Annotated in this window: 17 protein-coding genes and 1 tRNA gene; 11 read left to right on the top strand and 7 right to left on the bottom strand. The window is 40.0% G+C overall.

All coding sequences use genetic code 11. From position 1 onward, the window contains the following. Window positions 1-271: 271 nt before the first annotated feature. Entirely contained in the window at window positions 272-1696 is a 1425-nt protein-coding gene (locus C7B62_RS09525; protein WP_106235232.1) for a glycosyltransferase family 39 protein, read from the top strand. Between the two features lie 279 nt (window positions 1697-1975). Here the strand turns inward: C7B62_RS09525 and C7B62_RS09520 are convergent, their stop codons facing one another. Next, on the bottom strand, window positions 1976-2362 hold the full coding sequence (locus C7B62_RS09520) for an AbrB family transcriptional regulator (RefSeq protein ID WP_106235230.1): 387 nt from the start codon (window positions 2360-2362) through the stop codon (window positions 1976-1978). A 254-nt stretch (window positions 2363-2616) separates the two neighbouring features. Here C7B62_RS09520 and C7B62_RS09515 point away from each other — a divergent pair, with 254 nt between their 5' ends. From C7B62_RS09515 to C7B62_RS09490, 6 genes are all read left to right on the top strand, one after another. Beyond that, window positions 2617-3060, top strand: coding sequence for an RrF2 family transcriptional regulator (locus C7B62_RS09515; protein ID WP_106235227.1), 444 nt, complete (start codon window positions 2617-2619; stop codon window positions 3058-3060). 163 nt (window positions 3061-3223) lie between these two features. Then, complete coding sequence (locus C7B62_RS09510; protein ID WP_106235225.1) at window positions 3224-3613, top strand: GFA family protein; 390 nt, start codon at window positions 3224-3226, stop codon at window positions 3611-3613. Beyond that, window positions 3591-4595, top strand: coding sequence for an adenosylcobinamide-phosphate synthase CbiB (gene cbiB, locus C7B62_RS09505; protein WP_106235222.1), 1005 nt, complete (start codon window positions 3591-3593; stop codon window positions 4593-4595). The genes C7B62_RS09510 and cbiB overlap by 23 nt, the downstream gene beginning before the upstream one ends. Window positions 4596-5027: 432 nt before the next feature. Continuing rightward, window positions 5028-5384, top strand: a complete 357-nt coding sequence (locus C7B62_RS09500; RefSeq protein WP_106235219.1) for a Mo-dependent nitrogenase C-terminal domain-containing protein — start codon at window positions 5028-5030, stop codon at window positions 5382-5384. 54 nt (window positions 5385-5438) lie between these two features. Next, window positions 5439-6206 (top strand): hypothetical protein, encoded by a 768-nt coding sequence (locus C7B62_RS09495; protein ID WP_106235217.1) that lies wholly within the window; start codon window positions 5439-5441, stop codon window positions 6204-6206. Between the two features lie 113 nt (window positions 6207-6319). Continuing rightward, window positions 6320-7438 carry an ABC transporter ATP-binding protein gene (locus tag C7B62_RS09490; RefSeq protein WP_106235215.1) on the top strand — a complete coding sequence of 373 codons (1119 nt, stop codon included), beginning with the start codon at window positions 6320-6322 and terminating at the stop codon, window positions 7436-7438. Between the two features lie 165 nt (window positions 7439-7603). On the opposite strand, the gene lptB is transcribed toward C7B62_RS09490, so the two are convergent. Together lptB and C7B62_RS09480 are read right to left on the bottom strand one after the other, a co-directional pair. Then, window positions 7604-8332: an LPS export ABC transporter ATP-binding protein gene (gene lptB, locus C7B62_RS09485; RefSeq protein WP_106235238.1), complete on the bottom strand. Its 729-nt coding sequence runs from the start codon at window positions 8330-8332 to the stop codon at window positions 7604-7606. Between the two features lie 46 nt (window positions 8333-8378). Continuing rightward, the gene (locus C7B62_RS09480) at window positions 8379-8795 is read right to left on the bottom strand and encodes an LptA/OstA family protein (protein ID WP_106235213.1); all 417 of its coding nucleotides are present in this window, start codon (window positions 8793-8795) and stop codon (window positions 8379-8381) included. Window positions 8796-9052: 257 nt separating this feature from the next. Between C7B62_RS09480 and C7B62_RS09475 the strand changes: the two genes are divergently transcribed. The 3 genes from C7B62_RS09475 (at window position 9053) to C7B62_RS09465 (ending at window position 11258) form a co-directional block, all read left to right on the top strand. Further along, complete coding sequence (locus C7B62_RS09475; protein ID WP_106235211.1) at window positions 9053-10096, top strand: dipeptide epimerase; 1044 nt, start codon at window positions 9053-9055, stop codon at window positions 10094-10096. Then, the gene (locus tag C7B62_RS09470; protein WP_106235209.1) at window positions 10087-11136 is read left to right on the top strand and encodes a DUF1611 domain-containing protein; all 1050 of its coding nucleotides are present in this window, start codon (window positions 10087-10089) and stop codon (window positions 11134-11136) included. Before C7B62_RS09475 ends, C7B62_RS09470 begins: the two co-directional genes overlap by 10 nt. Before the next feature lie 48 nt (window positions 11137-11184). After that, window positions 11185-11258, top strand: a tRNA-Met gene (locus C7B62_RS09465). A 145-nt stretch (window positions 11259-11403) separates the two neighbouring features. On the opposite strand, the gene egtD is transcribed toward C7B62_RS09465, so the two are convergent. The 3 genes from egtD to C7B62_RS09450 form a co-directional block, all read right to left on the bottom strand. After that, window positions 11404-12426 carry an L-histidine N(alpha)-methyltransferase gene (gene egtD, locus C7B62_RS09460; RefSeq protein WP_106235206.1) on the bottom strand — a complete coding sequence of 341 codons (1023 nt, stop codon included), beginning with the start codon at window positions 12424-12426 and terminating at the stop codon, window positions 11404-11406. 183 nt (window positions 12427-12609) lie between these two features. After that, a complete protein-coding gene (locus C7B62_RS09455) occupies window positions 12610-13140 on the bottom strand; it encodes an FKBP-type peptidyl-prolyl cis-trans isomerase (RefSeq protein WP_233219890.1) in 531 nt (176 codons plus the stop codon). A 94-nt stretch (window positions 13141-13234) separates the two neighbouring features. Continuing rightward, window positions 13235-14281, bottom strand: a complete 1047-nt coding sequence (locus C7B62_RS09450; protein ID WP_106235201.1) for a hypothetical protein — start codon at window positions 14279-14281, stop codon at window positions 13235-13237. Between the two features lie 169 nt (window positions 14282-14450). On the opposite strand from C7B62_RS09450, the gene C7B62_RS09445 reads away from it, so the two are divergent. Beyond that, on the top strand, window positions 14451-15581 hold the full coding sequence (locus C7B62_RS09445) for a DegT/DnrJ/EryC1/StrS aminotransferase family protein (protein WP_106235199.1): 1131 nt from the start codon (window positions 14451-14453) through the stop codon (window positions 15579-15581). A 14-nt stretch (window positions 15582-15595) separates the two neighbouring features. Here the strand turns inward: C7B62_RS09445 and C7B62_RS09440 are convergent, their stop codons facing one another. Continuing rightward, complete coding sequence (locus C7B62_RS09440) at window positions 15596-16342, bottom strand: DUF561 domain-containing protein (protein ID WP_106235197.1); 747 nt, start codon at window positions 16340-16342, stop codon at window positions 15596-15598. Between the last annotated feature and the right edge of the window lie 13 nt (window positions 16343-16355).

The following is a 16355-nucleotide window of genomic DNA, read 5'->3' as shown; positions in this document are numbered from 1 at the left end:
AGAATAAGTATAAACTGGTTAAGGCTAACTCTCAACGCAAAAATTCGCGCAACCGTATTTGAGACAAACTTAGGTGATCTAATCAATAGATTCATTATTAAATCTTTGAGAGTCCTTGTGCTGACAGGGATTTCTTTAGTTAAGGGTTGAGTTTAGATCTTCCTGAAACAAAAAACAACCTATGTTTTGAATTTTATATTTTCTCACTTTTACTAATTAAAATTGTCAAGATTCACCATTAAACCGTTAGCTGTAGTTGTGAAGTTAATATATGCCCATTAAGTATGTATCGATGTGGAGACGCTCATCTAATCGGCTACGCCAAAGTGAAGTTTGGCTAGAGTTAATGTGTTTAAGTGGCTTGTTGCTAGCAGCATCAGCTCTGTTTTTGGTTAATTTATCCAGTTTACCTCTGCTTGATTCCCATGAGACAACTCTGGCACAGGTGGCAAAAGAGATTTATCGCAGTACTGATTTAAGTACCTGGATTTTTCCTACTCTTGGGAATAAACCCTATCTAGAGGGACCCACTCTGATACATAATTTAGTGGCGGTCGCCTATAAAATTGCTGGGGTAGGCGAGATGACTACTCGTTTTCCAGGGGCTTTACTGGGGGCTGTATCGGTGCTGCTACTCTATCAGATCGGTCGCGAAATTTTTGTGGCTCGTCTTCCTGCCTTATTTTCGGCTTTAGTTTATCTAACTTGTCTGCCTGTAGTGCGCTATAGTCGATTAGCCACTTTAGATGGACCGTTACTTTGTTTTGAATTGCTCACAATTTGGGCGGTTTTGCGATCCCGTCGCGACCTAAAATGGACTTGGGTCACAGGAATTGGCTTGAGCTTAATGAGCCTAACCCAAGGATTATTCGGGATTCAAATTCTGGCAATCATTTTGTTATTTTTGTTTTGGGATACTCCTCGATTACTCAGTTCGATTTATTTTTGGGCTGGATTGTTTTTGGGCGCAGTTCCCAGCGCGGTGTGGTATTTTGCTCAATTATGGCACTACCGTCAGCTTGATGTTGGTGATGTTATGGTTAATTTCCTTTTGCCTTCAGCACAACAGCATTTTGTCATGGGAGAATTTTCTCCTAATTACTATCTAATTCAAGGTATACAGTATTTGTTGCCCTGGTTAATAGTTATGTTTGCAGGAATACAGTTGATTCAGCACAATCTTCATTGGGGATGGGGAAAGCTATTGGCAGTATGGCTCGGAGGATACCTAATCTTGGAGTGTTTAATGCTTAACCACAATGATTTGTTCGTGTTACCTCTCTATCCTGCCTTGGCTTTGGCAGCAGGAAAACAGCTAGACCGAATTTACAATTTACCCAGCTTTATTATTTATCCTCGAAGCTGGATCTATGGTTTTGCCTTGATGGCACTTTTGGCAGCTTTGGCAGGACTAAATTGGGGTGTCCGCGACTATATTGATTTTTATTTACCGTTTATTTGTGGTTCTGTTAGCATTACTTTGGGCGCTACAGCCATTGCGATCGCTCAACAAGACAAGCAATTTATCTCTTTGTTATTTTGGGGTCTTTTCGTTTCTATTTTCGTGCTAGTCATTTCTCCTCATTGGATTTGGGAGCTTGGAGAGCAAAAATCTGTCAAACCGATGACTGAACTTAGGCAACAGTATACTCCTCCTCAAGCAGTGGCGACTCCTCTTCTCAGTTTCTTGATATAGCAATGTTTCTTAGCCATCAATCGCAACAATAGAGGCTAAACTGTCAAGCATTTAATTTGCTGGTTTAAGATTGACTAATTTATTTTCTAATTTAAGCAAATACAGTTTAAATACATATCAGCGATCAAAAAATTTTGATTCTAAATCTCAGAGAGAAACAAAAAAAGAGGTGAAACGGCGGATAAATCTAGATCAAACCGAACTCCTCTAAATAGCTTTATTTTTTGTTGATTAGCTGACACAAATTATATTATCTCTGCCTATAAAACTTATGAAACTCTATTCTTCATCATCAACACCAATTTGTCGCAGATGAATATGCTTTCTGCCTAAAGTTATTTCAAATTCATCTCCTTGTTCTAATCCCATTTTTTTGGTATAAGCAGAGCCAATTAATAAGTTACCATTAGACTGGACGCTAATTCGATAGCTAGCAGAACGTCCACCTCTACCTTGTCCATTGGAAGTACTATCCAATTCAATTCCTTCTGCATCAATTAATGCATTAAGAAATTTCATCATATTGACTCGCTCTACTCCTTTTTTGGTGACTGTATAATAGCCACATTTTTTGGCTTTCTCTTCTTTTGAGAGAGTGCCAAGCTCTTTTACTCTATCTATTAATGTTGAACCGACTAAAGGTTGTGGTTGGGTTGTTTTTGCCATTAAATTTGAAACAACTAAAAATTTATTTGGTTTACAATTTTGCTTTCAGCTTAAAGTTTAATTAGGGCTGATTTTTTTACTTTTCTATTTTCCTATAAAACTATATTACACTTATTGAGCATAATTAACTAAATTAAAAAAATAAAATTTTATTTTATTGATCTATGTTGACATTGCCAATAATTAATATTTATAAGTTAGCAAAAAAATAGTAACTAACATACACAGATTTTAATCAGGATTAAATTTTATTCATGAAATTAACTACTCGCGGTCACTATAGCGTTAAGGCATTGCTAGATTTAAGCTTGCAGCCAGGATATCAACCAATATCAGTGAAAATGATTGCTCAAAGACAAGATTTACCAGCACCTTATTTGGAAAAGCTATTGATAGAAATGCGGCGAGCTGGAATCGTCAATTCAGTTAGAGGAGCAAAAGGAGGTTATCAGCTAGCAGCTAAACCAGAACAAATTTCACTAGGCAAAATTTTAGAAGCGGTAGGCGAAACTATTGAACCTTTACCTAATCAATTTGCCGATCGCAATTTGCCAGAAGATTGGGTTACGTTTAGTCTTTGGCGTAGACTACATCAAAAACTAAAAGAAGCACTCTATGGAATTACCCTAGCGGATCTATATTATGATGCTCGCAGTTGGCAAGCAGCTCAGGGAGAAGAAAATAATTTTGTAGTTTAAAGTTGCAAAGACATGGTTAATTTTAGCTAAATCTGGCAAAAATTATCAGAAATTATTTCACGAGTAGGAGCAATTATCCAGAATTTAACTGAGCAGAAAATGATGCTCTTCAAGCTGATTTTGGATAAGATATATATCTGTCTTCTATTCGATCTTAAATAAATTGACTAAATCTCAAAAAGCTGTAACTTATCAAGGTGGCTGTCATTGTGGTTCAGTTCGCTTTCAAGTATTAATTGATCGCTTTCGAGCAGAAGATTGCAATTGTTCTATTTGTCGTAAAAAAGGATTTTTGCATCTAATTGTTCCTGCCGAAAATTTTCAGCTATTGCAGGGAGCAAATAGTTTGACCTCCTATAGTTTTAATACCAAAATTGCTCAACACACTTTTTGTTCAGTCTGCGGTATTCATGCTTTTTATCGCCCCCGTTCCCATCCCAATATGATTGATGTTAATCTTCGCTGTCTAGATCGAGACATCATAGACAAGTTTACTATTCGTTCATTTGATGGACAAAATTGGGAAGATAATGTTGCTCAAATTCGAGATTAATATAGAAGAGCTTAGTTCATCACCAAGCGTAATTCTTTTATTAGCAGCTTACTTAGACTATCTGATTGGCGATCCTTGGGGGTGGCTGCATCCAGTACAGGGAATGGGATGGATTATTCAACACTATGCTAATTTAGCAATCAAAATCTGTCCTCCTGGTTGGCAACGTCGTTTGGCGGGAGTAGGGTTGGGTCTTAGCTTAATCATTGGTAGCGGACTGATTAGCTGGTTAATTATCTGGATCTGTAAGGTAATCAATCCTATTTTGGCATTAGCTGTCCAAATAATCCTCTTGGCTAGCTGTTTGGCAGGCAAAAGTCTGCGGGTAGCAGTACAAGATGTTTTGGCTTCAATTAATGCTCATAACTTAACTGAAGCGCGATCGCGTCTGAGTTTATATGTAGGGCGAGACACTGAAAATTTATCTTTGCCAGAAATTCTCCGCGCCTTATTAGAGACAGTGGCGGAAAACTCGGTTGATGGTGTGACTGCTCCCCTGTTTTATGCGATCGCTGGCTCTTTTACACCGCTCGGTGCTGTTCCTGTCGCTTTAGCTTATAAAGCTGCTAGCACTTTGGATTCCATGGTGGGCTATCTCCGCGAACCCTATACTGACCTAGGCTGGTTTAGCGCCCAATTAGAAGATCGTCTAACTTGGCTACCCTGTCGTTTGACGGTACTAACTTTGTGTCTTGGTTCTGGCAGATCTTCAGAAATTTGGAACATTTGTGGTCGTGATGGCATCAAAGATCCTAGTCCTAATTCAGGCTGGAGCGAAGCTGCTTATGCAGGATTTTTAAAAGTGCAGTTGGGTGGAAAAAATACCTACCAGGGAATAGTCAAAGAAAAGCCTCTACTTGGTAATCCTACAGAACAAATTTCACTCCAGAAAATTAATGACGCTTTAACCTTAACTCGCTATAGTTTTTTGAGTTGGCTGGCGATTGCGATCGCTGTTCATATTCTCAAGGAGATTTTTTAGATTTTTTAGCTCACCAAGTAACTGGGATTATTCTGGTCTAGCACCAAGCAACATGTACTGGAGAAAAGTCATAACAGTATAAATGTGATTTAAATAACAATATGTCCAAAATTTATCTGTTACAAAAGAATCTGTGATTTTCTGAACTCTGTTGATATTTTGTCAAATAATCATGTTTACCAACAATTAACCATGACTTTAGACAAATTTCACAGTAATTAGGTGATCTTGCTCAGGCAAAATCAAAAGGAGATCGTGCAGCATAAGATTGAAACAAAAGTTTATCAGCCAATAAGCTTTTTTGTAGATTAACTTCGGCTCCAAACTAAAATTTTTCGTTTGAGTCGGCGCATTTAAACAGACAACCAAACCTAAAAAACCATCGTAAATCGATTACTACCGTTAGCAAATACTAGTGTTTAGGAGTCCTTAATGAATTTAGTACAACATACATTTGCCACATTGCATCCCAGTTTGTGGCTAGCTCGTATACAACGCGCTATCTTTCCCGTTACTATAAGCAAACCAAGCAAAATCGTGCTATCTCCTGTGCGGACATGGTTAGATGGTATGGCTATTAAAGATCGTGCTTTTGCCCATCGCATCTGTAAAATGATACCCAGTCAATGTCCTTTTGAACGAGAAGTAAGCTTAGGAAAATATACTTTGATCAAAATTCCTCCCCTATGTAAACTCAATCCTGTTTACAACGAGCTGATTGCGCTGCGTTTTCGAGCAATTTGCTATCTAGCCGATACTTGTGGTGAAGATGTTAGCATCTACTGTTGAGATAGATGAGAAGATGGCTTAAAATTGAGTATTCTCATCTTTTAACAGATAATTGTGGCAATCATTGCGCTCAAAGCTTGGTATTTAGCACAGTATAAACCGATTAAGCAGGTAATTCAGCATCCTTGTACCCTCCGCTTAAGTAGAAATAGCCTTTTGAAAACAGGTTTGCGGGCAGATTTTTTAGACGATCACTTAGAAGTAGAAGGTTCGGACTGGTTTCAACTATATCTATCAGGAAAAACCGTAGAATTTTATATCCAAGGTAGCGGTACTTATGTAGTATCTAACATTGATTTGGTGTCTCAGGAAATTTATTTCACCAAATCTACCAGTATTTCAGGGTTGCAACCAATTATTTATTACAGTCCCCAAACTCACCACCAGGCTGCTAATGAAGCAATTACTGCCACTTTGACCACAATTATTGAGAATCTCGCAACGCGATCGCGAATTCCTTTAACTTTAGAAGTTACTCCCCGCATTTCAGGCTCTCCATTACGCTTGAGCAACAGTCAGTTTAGTAAGATTAATAAAAGTTTACTGTTAATTGCCGATGTCACACCGATTGAAAGCATCACCACAGATGATCGGCATGAGTTGTTAATAGACTCTAAAGTTTGTGTTGAATTGGGCTATGGTATTCAAACTAAAGATAATGGTCAAATTTTGCTTTTGACCCAAGAACGCGCCGATTTATCAGGCACTCTGCCTTTTGATATGGCTGGTTATAAACAATTGAGCTTCACTGATGCTAAGCAACTAGGGAAAAGTCTGCCTAAACTTATTGATATGATGTTGCAAAGATACAGCCTTGTTTAAAAAGAGTTCTCTTGTGAGGTTAAATACCAAGCCAAAACAGGTGGTTCATAAGGTAGACTTTAATTGAGAACTATTCTTATAAAGAGCCAGAGTTGGTTTCTTTGTCTAAAATAATGAATCAGTCAGTAATTCTCCAGCTTCAAAACATTACTAAAACTTTTCCTGGTCGAACAGGATTGGCTACAAATAGTCAATCTACGGCAGTATTAGATGATGTTAGCTTAACTCTCAATCATGGTGAATTACTAGGCTTATTGGGGCCATCTGGATGTGGCAAAACCACCCTTTTAAGAATAGTAGGGGGATTCGAATCTATCTCTGGAGGAACAGTAGCGATCGCCGGCAAGGTAGTTGCGACTAACTGTGAATCTTTAGCAGCAGAAAAGCGCCATACAGGCATGGTCTTTCAAGATTATGCTCTGTTTCCTCATTTAACCGTGGCAGAAAATATTGCCTTCGGTTTAAAACGTCAGAAAAACTCTAGCAAGGGTAGCAAAGGTTTATTCACTCGTCAGCATCAGCCGTCTATTGAGCAGAGAGTTGGAGAAATTCTTCACTTGGTGGGATTAAAAGGTTTTGAACAGCGTTATCCTCATCAACTTTCAGGTGGACAACAGCAACGTATTTCTCTGGCAAGAGCCTTAGCACCAGAACCAGCCTTGATTTTATTAGATGAACCCTTGAGTAATTTGGATGTCCAGGTACGCCATCGCCTGCGAGCCGAAATTCGCGCTATTCTTAAAGCAGCAGGGACATCAGCGATTTTTGTCACTCACGATCGCGAGGAAGCCCTAGCAATCTCTGATAAAATTGCCGTGATGCATCAAGGGAAAATAGAGCAGATAGGAACTCCTGAAGAAGTTTATCTTAATCCCGCCACGCACTTTGTAGCAGAATTCGTCACCCAAGCAAATTTTTTACCCGCCACTAAACAGGGAGAAGTTTGGGTTACAGAAATAGGCAAAATCAGCGCATCAATATCTCAACCCAACAAAGTAACAACTGGAGACTTGATGTTGCGTCCTGAAGATATTACTCTAGTAGCCGATCCTCACTCTAAAATTGTGGTTCGAGAAAGACAGTTTTTAGGTCGAGAATACTATTACGGAGTAGAAACAGCTTCAGGCAAAATAATTTATGCGCGGATGGGTTTAACTACTGCGATCGCTGTAGGTACGAGGGTGAACTTATCCCTGAATATAAATACCCCCCAGATATTTGGCATCAATTAAAAGACGATCTCGATCGCGATTCATGAAGAATTTGTCTAGCTCAAATCTTGCACCTCATCAGACAAAAATCAAAACCAAGTCCGTTTAACCAAAGAATAACTATGTCTAACTGATTTAAAAGAGACAAAAGTAAAATATCAGCGATCGCCAAAGCAGTAGGGTTGACTACTTTTGAAAATTATCTCCCAAATAATATTGCTTCACCAAAGAATTGCTGTACAGTTCATCTGCCGTTCCATTGGCGAGAATTTCTCCATCGCGCATGACATAAGCACGGTCAGTAATGGCTAGAGTTTCCCGAAAGTTGTGATCGGTAATTAAGATGCCGATTTGGCGATCGCGCAATTGAGCAATCATATCCTGCATTTCTGCCACGGCGATGGGATCGACTCCCGCGAAAGGTTCATCTAACAATAAATATTTTGGCCCATTTAACCCTGCTGCCAAGGCTCTAGCTAGCTCTGTACGTCTTCTTTCTCCCCCTGAAATAAGCGCTCCCAGGGTATTTGCTACTCTTTCTAAGCGAAACTCTCTAAGCAACTGCTGTAGCCTAACTGGACGTGCTGGGCGGGGTATTCCTGTCTGCTCTAAAACCAACAGAATATTATCCTGAACGCTAAGATTGCGAAAAATACTTGGCTGTTGAGTTAAATAACCCATGCCCAAACGCGATCGCTGATGCAGTGCCAGAGAAGTTATATTCCGCTCATTCAACTTGACTGTTCCTTCATTGGGCTTAACTAAGCCTGTGGCGATATAAAACGTCGTGGTTTTACCCGCACCATTAGGACCTAGTAACCCGACAATTTCCCCTGGTGAAACCTGAAGATTGACCCGATTGACAATTTTTCTTTTGCCGTAGGATTTATGAATATTTTCTAAAATTAAAGCCACAATTTCAATGAGCAAAGAACAATGAACAATGAACAATGAACAGTGATTATTTTTCGGGTGCAGTGATCATATAGGTAGATTCCACTTGGCGATCGCTTTGGGGTTTGGCAATAAAACGCCCTTCATCAACTAGATAGGTCATTTCTTCTGCCCGCAGGCTGTTTCCTGCTTGAAGTACATAAACATTTCCTGTCAGAATCAGGCGACGTTCACGACTGTAATATTGAGCCTGAGTTGCAGTCGCTTGGATTTGTCGAGCAGGATAATTGATTTGGACATTACCTCTGGCGGTAATTATTCCTGTTTTAGCATTAGATTCCTGCACATCTGATTTTAGAGTAATTGCTCCTGATGGGGAAATTTGCGCTTGAGAAATCTGGGACGCAGCCATTATAGTTACATTAAGTATAGTAGCTATAATTAGCCTCAACCAAAAGTTAGAGTGGGACAGAACTAAGGTCATAAATATAGATAATTGACAGTAATGCGGATAACTATCCTTTGGGTTTAGTGCTAACTAGTTTTTTAGACGTTGCTGATTTTAGATAAGTTGCACCTTGAATAGCCAAAATAGCCAATTTGCTATTTTAAATAACTAAACGCGATCGACGCTCTTATACTTTTCTAATAGTGAGATGCATTTCTAATTTTCGCAAGATTTTAGAGACTATCTTCAAAACTTGAAGCGTCTTAAAAACTAACCACTACTTGTCCTTACTCATGCAATTAACGGTTGAGAATTTTACTGTTCATAAGAAATTTGCTTTACGCATCAGTCGGGGTACTGAGGTAAAAAGTACTAATTTATGGCTACGTATTGAGCAAGAAAGTATTGAGGGTTGGGGAGAAGCATCTCCTTTTTCAATTAATCGCCATCGCCCAAAAGCTGACAGCCTCAGGTTAGAATTAGCCCAAATCAGTTCTCATCTAGAACAGTTTCACCCCCTACAACGCCAGCAAATAAAGGCTAAATTAACCGAGCTTAAAGTTTCTTCTGCCATTCAAGCAGCCGTGGATATGGCTCTCTATGATTGGCTGGGGAAAAAAGCTGGTCTACCCCTATGGCAAATTTGGGGTTTAGATTGCGATCGTATTGTCCCTATATCTGTCACCATTGGGATTAATACGCCAGAACAAGCCGTTGCTCGACTTAAAAATTGGCAAGATACTCTAGACTTTAAAATGCTTAAACTAAAGCTGGGGAATCCCGATGGAATTGAAGCAGATCGGTTGATGGTTGAAGCAGTTCGCAAGGCAGCACCCCAAACTAAAATTACTGTAGATGCTAATGGTGGCTGGAATTTTGCCGATGCTGTCTATATGTCTCAATGGTTGGAACAGCAAGGAGTGGAATATATTGAACAACCTCTACCTATTGTTTTAGATCATCAGTTGTTAGCCTTATCCGAAACATCACCTTTACCGATTTTTGTAGATGAAAGCTGTTTTACCAGTGCCGATATTCCTCGCTTAGCTAAGTCAGTGGCGGGGGTTAATCTCAAAATTATGAAAACAGGAGGGTTAACCGAAGCAATGCGGGCAATTCAAGTGGCTCAAGCCTGCGGTTTAAAAATTATGTTTGGCTGTTACTCCGATAGCAGCCTTGCTAATACAGCAATGGCTCATCTTTCTCCTTATGCAGATTATTTAGACCTGGATAGTCATCTCAACCTCACAGACGATCCTTTTCATGGTGCAACAATAGAAGCAGGACGTTTATTACCCAATCATCAACCAGGATTAGGAGTAACAAGATGCAGTTAACAGCTAATAGTCGGGTCGCAATTTTGCTTCAAGGCGGAATTAAAGGTAATCATGGCAAAACTGGATTAGCTTTTCTCCGCTATAGTCAAACAAAAATAGTCGCCGTCATTGATGCTGAAGCGGAAGGAGAATCTTTAGTAGGGTTAACTAAAATTGAGCGAGATGTTCCCATTGTTGAAAATGTTCAAGCGGCCTTGAGTAAACAACCCGATTTTCTGCTGATTGGGATTGCTCCTTCTGGTGGTCAATTACCTCCTGATTTGTTTACAGAAATAGCGATCGCTGTTAAAGCTGGTCTTTCAATTGTCAATGGCTTACACACCCCCCTTAAGCCACAGTTTTCTCATTTACAGCCTGGACAAGAGATTTGGGATATACGACAAGAACCAGCTGGTTTAACAATTGCTACGGGTAAGGCGGGAGCGCTTAATGCTCAAAGAGTTTTAACAGTGGGGACAGATATGGCAATCGGTAAAATGTCGACTAGTCTTGAACTGCATCGCGCAGCGCTAAAGCAGGGAATTAAAGCTCAGTTTATTGCTACAGGACAGGCAGGAATCGCGATCGCTGGTCAGGGAATTGCCTTAGATGCCGTCAGGGTAGACTTTGCCGCAGGAGCAGTGGAAAAAACGGTCTTAAACCAGGGGAAAGAACAGGATTTGGTCATTATTGAAGGTCAGGGCTCATTACTACATCCAGGCTCTACTGCTACTTTACCTTTAATTCGCGGTAGTCAACCCACTGCCTTGGTTTTAGTACATCGTGCAGAAGCAAAACATATTCGCGATTTACCCGATATTCTTATTCCTCCTCTACCAGAAGTGATTCAGCTTTATGAAACTGTGGCTAGTGTAGGAGGGACTTTTGGCGCAGTTAAAGTCAAGGCGATCGCTCTTAATACCCTCGGCATGGACAACACCAAAGCAGAAGCCGTGATTAAATCTACTAGAGAATTAACAGGATTACCCTGTAGCGATGTAGTTAGGTATGGCGCAGCCAACCTCTTGCCCGCTGTTTATGCCCAATCACGCTTCAAATAAACATAAATTGCTTTTCTTAAACTAACTGTGCTATTGTTACTAAAGCGACGCGGGATAGAGCAGTCTGGTAGCTCGTCGGGCTCATAACCCGAAGGTCGGTGGTTCAAATCCGCCTCCCGCCATTTCAGATTAAGCTTCAACCTATCACGCTAGTGACGCTGCGCGTAAATAGTAAGTAATAAGTATTGATTTATCAGCTTTTGCAGATTGTTTGATGGTTACTTTATTTACGCTCTCGTCTACTAGTTAATCTACGTTAATCTACATTTATGATAGTTGAACGAGTAATAAGCCAAACCACTGTCGAGCATCGGTATAGGTTTTAATTACATTTAAATTGCGATCGCTTAAATATTGCTCCATCTTGTCCAAATCAAATTTGCGGGAAATTTCGGTTAATATTTTTTCTTCTTTTTTTAGTTCAATAGTTAGATTTAAATTTGACAAAGTAACAGTTTGCGCTTGCTGACTAATTAAATACATTTCAATTTGATGTTCAGTTTGATTATAAATAGCCTCGTGTTTAAATAAATCTAGTTTAAAGTTTCCTGCAAAGCGATGATTGAGGTGCTGCAACATATTGAGATTAAAGGCCGCGGTAACTCCTTGAGCATCATTGTAGGCTGCTTCTAATATTTTTCTGGGTTTTTGCAGATCGATGCCGAGTAAAAAATAATCTTGAGAATTTAAAGCTGATCTTAACTGATTGATAAAGCGATCGCATTTTAGAGAATTGAAATTACCAATGCTGCTACCTAAAAAGATAATTATTCTTTTGCCTAAAAAATTGTTTGACAATTGTTGTAATGCTTGGTGATAAGTTGCTACTTTTCCCTGGATTTTAAGCTGAGGATAATCAGCTAATAATTGATTGGCACTGGTTTTGAGTATGCTGTCACTAACATCAACAGGGGTATAGTACAAAGGAATATTTAATTGTTGATAAGCATCAAAGAAGTACCGTGTTTTAGTAGAGCTACCGCTACCTAGTTCAACTAATTCGATTGCTTGAGTCTGCTTGACAATTTCTAGAGCGTATTGCTTGATAATGCTAGCTTCGGTGCGAGTCGGATAATATTCAGGCAACTGACAAATATCTTCAAATAACTGAGAGCCTTGAGAATCATAAAAATAACGAGCAGGAATAGATTTCTGCTCGTTATTTAAACCGTTGATTACTTCTTGAATATCATCTTTTTCAATTGCTTGAAAATCTAACAGATAATCAATTTTTAACCTTGCTGCTAGAGAATCTTGACTGTTGTTTTCTGACTGAGAAAAAGCTGACATATTAGAGCTTGATTGTTTAACCAAATATTTTTGTTTAGTACTGATATTTGATTACAATACAATAAATTTTTGGGTAGTATGTCGCTTTTTTATCTCTGAGCTACATCCTCAAAAATCTCCCAAGCTTGTAGCTACCTCAGCCAACTAATGTTCTTAACCCAAACTCAGGTTAAATATTGAAAATTAACCACCAACTTTCAATAATTCCACATCAAAAATCAAGGTTGCATTCGGCGGAATTACGCCACCTGCGCCTCTAGCACCGTAACCCAATTCTGGAGGAATAACCAGAGTGCGTCTTTCACCTACTTTCATATCAGCCACTCCTTCATCCCAGCCTTTAATTACTTGACCAACACCAAGTTTAAAAGAAAAGGGACGATTGCGATCGCGAGAACTATCAAACTTGCTGCCGTCTTCTAAAGTTCCCGTATAGTGAACGGTAACGTTTTCTCCCGTCTGAGGAGATGCGCCATCACCCTCTTTAACCACAATGTATTTTAAACCTGAGTCTGTAGTAGTAGCGTTTGATAAATCCATAGATTCCTCGGATGAAATGTTATTTTGAGCGATTAACTGAGGGTTCGTACTCGGCTGCTGTAACTCAGAAGCGATCGCCTGTTGTTCGGAATCGCCTCCCAGGAATGCAGAAAGAATTAGTATCGAGCCACAGAAAAGAACCACAGCAATACTAATCAAGATTTCGTTACTCAATTTTTTGACCACCTGTTACTGTATCCTGTTTTAAAATTACTCCAGAGATATTGTACAGGTTAACCACACTTCTCCTGTTTTCCTCTAAAAGTATTTACCCTAAATTTTCAGACAATTGCTGTTTTTTAGACTGGAGAATAATAATATTGTCGCCAATGATCGGATTACGAGCGATTAAAGTACCTAGTTTGTCTTTTAACTCTAGTTTGTTGAAGCTGAGAGCGCGAGAACGCTGTAATATTTCATTGCCGAGGCTATTTTGCTTCAACTCATCTAATTCGTACCAGTTATCGGTTACTTCAATCAAAAGGCTATTGTCAGGGAAATTGACTTGAATATTTTGAATCAATTCACTGGGATAATCTTGAACAAGCGTTTCTAATTTAGTTTCCAATGCTGCAATAAAGTTTTGTTCGGGAGTAAAAAGCAACTCTGGCTTAATGGTGACCATTTTAAGATTTTTAGGCTTGCCAGGGGATGTCAACTCAGGCGGAATGTTCGTTTTAACCACATCTTCGATTGGTTCAGCTATGGGTTCAATTTCAGCGGGAAAGTCGCTGACGCTCGTATTATCAAGAGGACTATCTAAGTTTTCGGGGGAATCGATTAAAGGGTTTGCTGGAGAGCGATCGGCAATTGAGTCTAAATTAACGGCAGTTTTCGGCACTGATTCAGCTTTGGAGAACAGATTGGCGATTGGTTCGGGTTTCCACAGCCAAAAGACTGTGACTATGGCGATCGCGATCGCCGTAACAACAATCACCATTAAGCCAAGATTTTTCTTTTGAGCTTTGGGTACTGAAGTTTTGGCTGAGGCTGGTTTAGTAGTTTTTTGAGCTACTGGCTGGGGAATTGCAGTACCCTGTTGAGTCTGAAACACAGATTCAGCTTGAGGCACTTTAATCTCAGGCACAGGAGTGACAGCATCTTCCAGTGCTTGGGTGGTTGTCAACAAAGTCTTGATGGAGTCAGAGGAAGGAATCTTGGCGGAATCCTCACTAAGTCTTTTAATTGTTTCTTCCAGTCGATCAATACTGTCGTTTAACAGCGCAATTGTTTCGGTTTTAGAGAAAGTTGGGCTGATGTTTGACTTAGATTCTGTATTTGAGTTAGGTTGTACTTGATTTTCTGCTGATTCCATAACTTTGAAATGAAATAGTTTGACTGTGCTGTTCAATCGGGATTAATATTTCTCAAGTTACTGCATTTGTGAATAATTACCACTAAATCCAAGTTTTTCACGCTACTCTATATTGAACAATTAAATTCCTCACTATTTTATCTAAGTCAAAAAACTTAAACCTAAGCGAGTGAAACAGATTCCCCCAGTCGATTTAACCCGACAATATCAATTAATCAAAGAGGAAGCTGACTCGGCTGTCCTTGAAATTCTTAATTCTGGTCGCTATATAGGCGGTGAGGCGATCTCCAGTTTTGAAAGAGAATTTTCTAATTATATCGGAGTTCAAGAGTGCGTAAGTTGCAATTCTGGCACAGATGCGCTTTTTCTGGCTCTTTTGGCTTTAAACATTGGTTCAGGAGACGAAGTAATTACCACCCCCTTTAGTTTTTTTGCTACGGCGGAAGTGATTACCAGAGTGGGAGCAAAACCAGTCTTTGTGGATATCGATCCTGCTACTTTTAATCTTGATTTAGCTCAGATTGAACAGGCAATTACGGCTCAAACCAAAGCAATTATCCCAGTTCATCTGTTTGGTCAGCCGATGGACATGACAGGATTAATGGCGCTCGCCAAGACCAACCAGCTATTGGTCATTGAAGATTGCGCTCAGGCTACTGGTGCTGCTTGGGGGGAAGAGAAAATTGGGAGTATGGGTGATGTGGGCTGTTTTAGCTTTTTCCCCACCAAAAATTTAGGTGCTTGTGGTGACGGTGGGGCAATTACTACTAATAATCTGGCAATCGCCCAACAGATGAGAATTCTTAAAGAACATGGTTCGCCCGAGCGCTATCGTCATGATTTTGTAGGCATCAATAGCCGTATTGACGCAGTCCAGGCAGTAATCCTCAGCGTGAAGCTTCCTTATCTCGATCATTGGAATCAGCAACGTCACCAAGCAGCTCAGTACTATCAAGAGCTATTGCAGCATGTTAACTCTCTCAAGCTACCTCAAGCGTTGCCTGGTGGCATTAGTGTTTGGAATCAATATACCGTTTGTGTTCTATCCTCACCTCAGAATAATAAAAGAGAACTACTTCAACAAAAGCTTAAAGAAAAGGGGATTATTGCCATGATCTATTATCCTATTCCCCTGCATTTACAGCCTGTCTATCAAGATTTAGGCTATCACAAAGGGCAGCTTCCCGCAGTAGAACAGGCTGCCCTTGAAGTATTGTCTTTGCCGATGTTTCCTGGTATTACCCCAGCCGAACAAGAACAGGTAGCTTATGCTCTTAAAGACTGTTTATTAGAAATCTAAGTTGCACTTAAAACTTAATTGGAAACTGATACCTGGCTACGGGATAGAGCTTCAACCAAGCTACGAACAGCGGCTACCATTGCCACTTCACTATTTAGCCGATTGATTGCTGAACCAACCCCAACTCCTGATGCTCCAGCAGCGATCGCCATTGGTACGGTGACGCTTGATAAACCAGAGGCACAAAGTACAGGAATGCTTACTGCCTGAGAAATACTGTGAGCAGCAGCCAAGGTGGGGGCTGCTTTTTCAATTAAGCCTCTAACCCCAGGGTTGCTAGGTTGAATACTCGTTCCTCCCTCGGTTTGAATAAGATCAGCACCAGCCTGAACCAACTGTTCTGCTAGTCGAACCTGCTCATCTAAAGCCAGAATATGGGGAACAGTTACCGAGAGAGTTATTTTGGGTAACAAGGCACGAGTTTGTTGAGTCAATTCTAGAACTTCAGCGGCTTCAAACCTTCTGCCCTGGGCGTAAAAACTATCAAAATTGCCAATTTCAATCAGATCGGCACCAGCGTTGACGGCACTAACAAACAAGGTAGGCTCAACCGCAGAAACACAAATTGGTAAGTTAGTTAACTTGCGAATTACCTCCACTAACTCAGGTTGGGCAGCAATGTCTACAAAAGTAGCACCGCCAGCTTCGGCAGCTTTGACTACTGTTGTTACAAGTTGGCGATCAAAATTATTTAAGCCACTAATCACCTTAAGAGCATTTTTCCGAGTTAAGGCTTGAGCTAATTGAGGATGCATGGTCATATTTACTTTCTGA

The organism is Pleurocapsa sp. CCALA 161 (genome assembly GCF_003003995.1).
Classification (GTDB): Bacteria; Cyanobacteriota; Cyanobacteriia; order Cyanobacteriales; family Xenococcaceae; genus Waterburya.
This window is presented reverse-complemented; position numbering and strand designations above follow the sequence as displayed.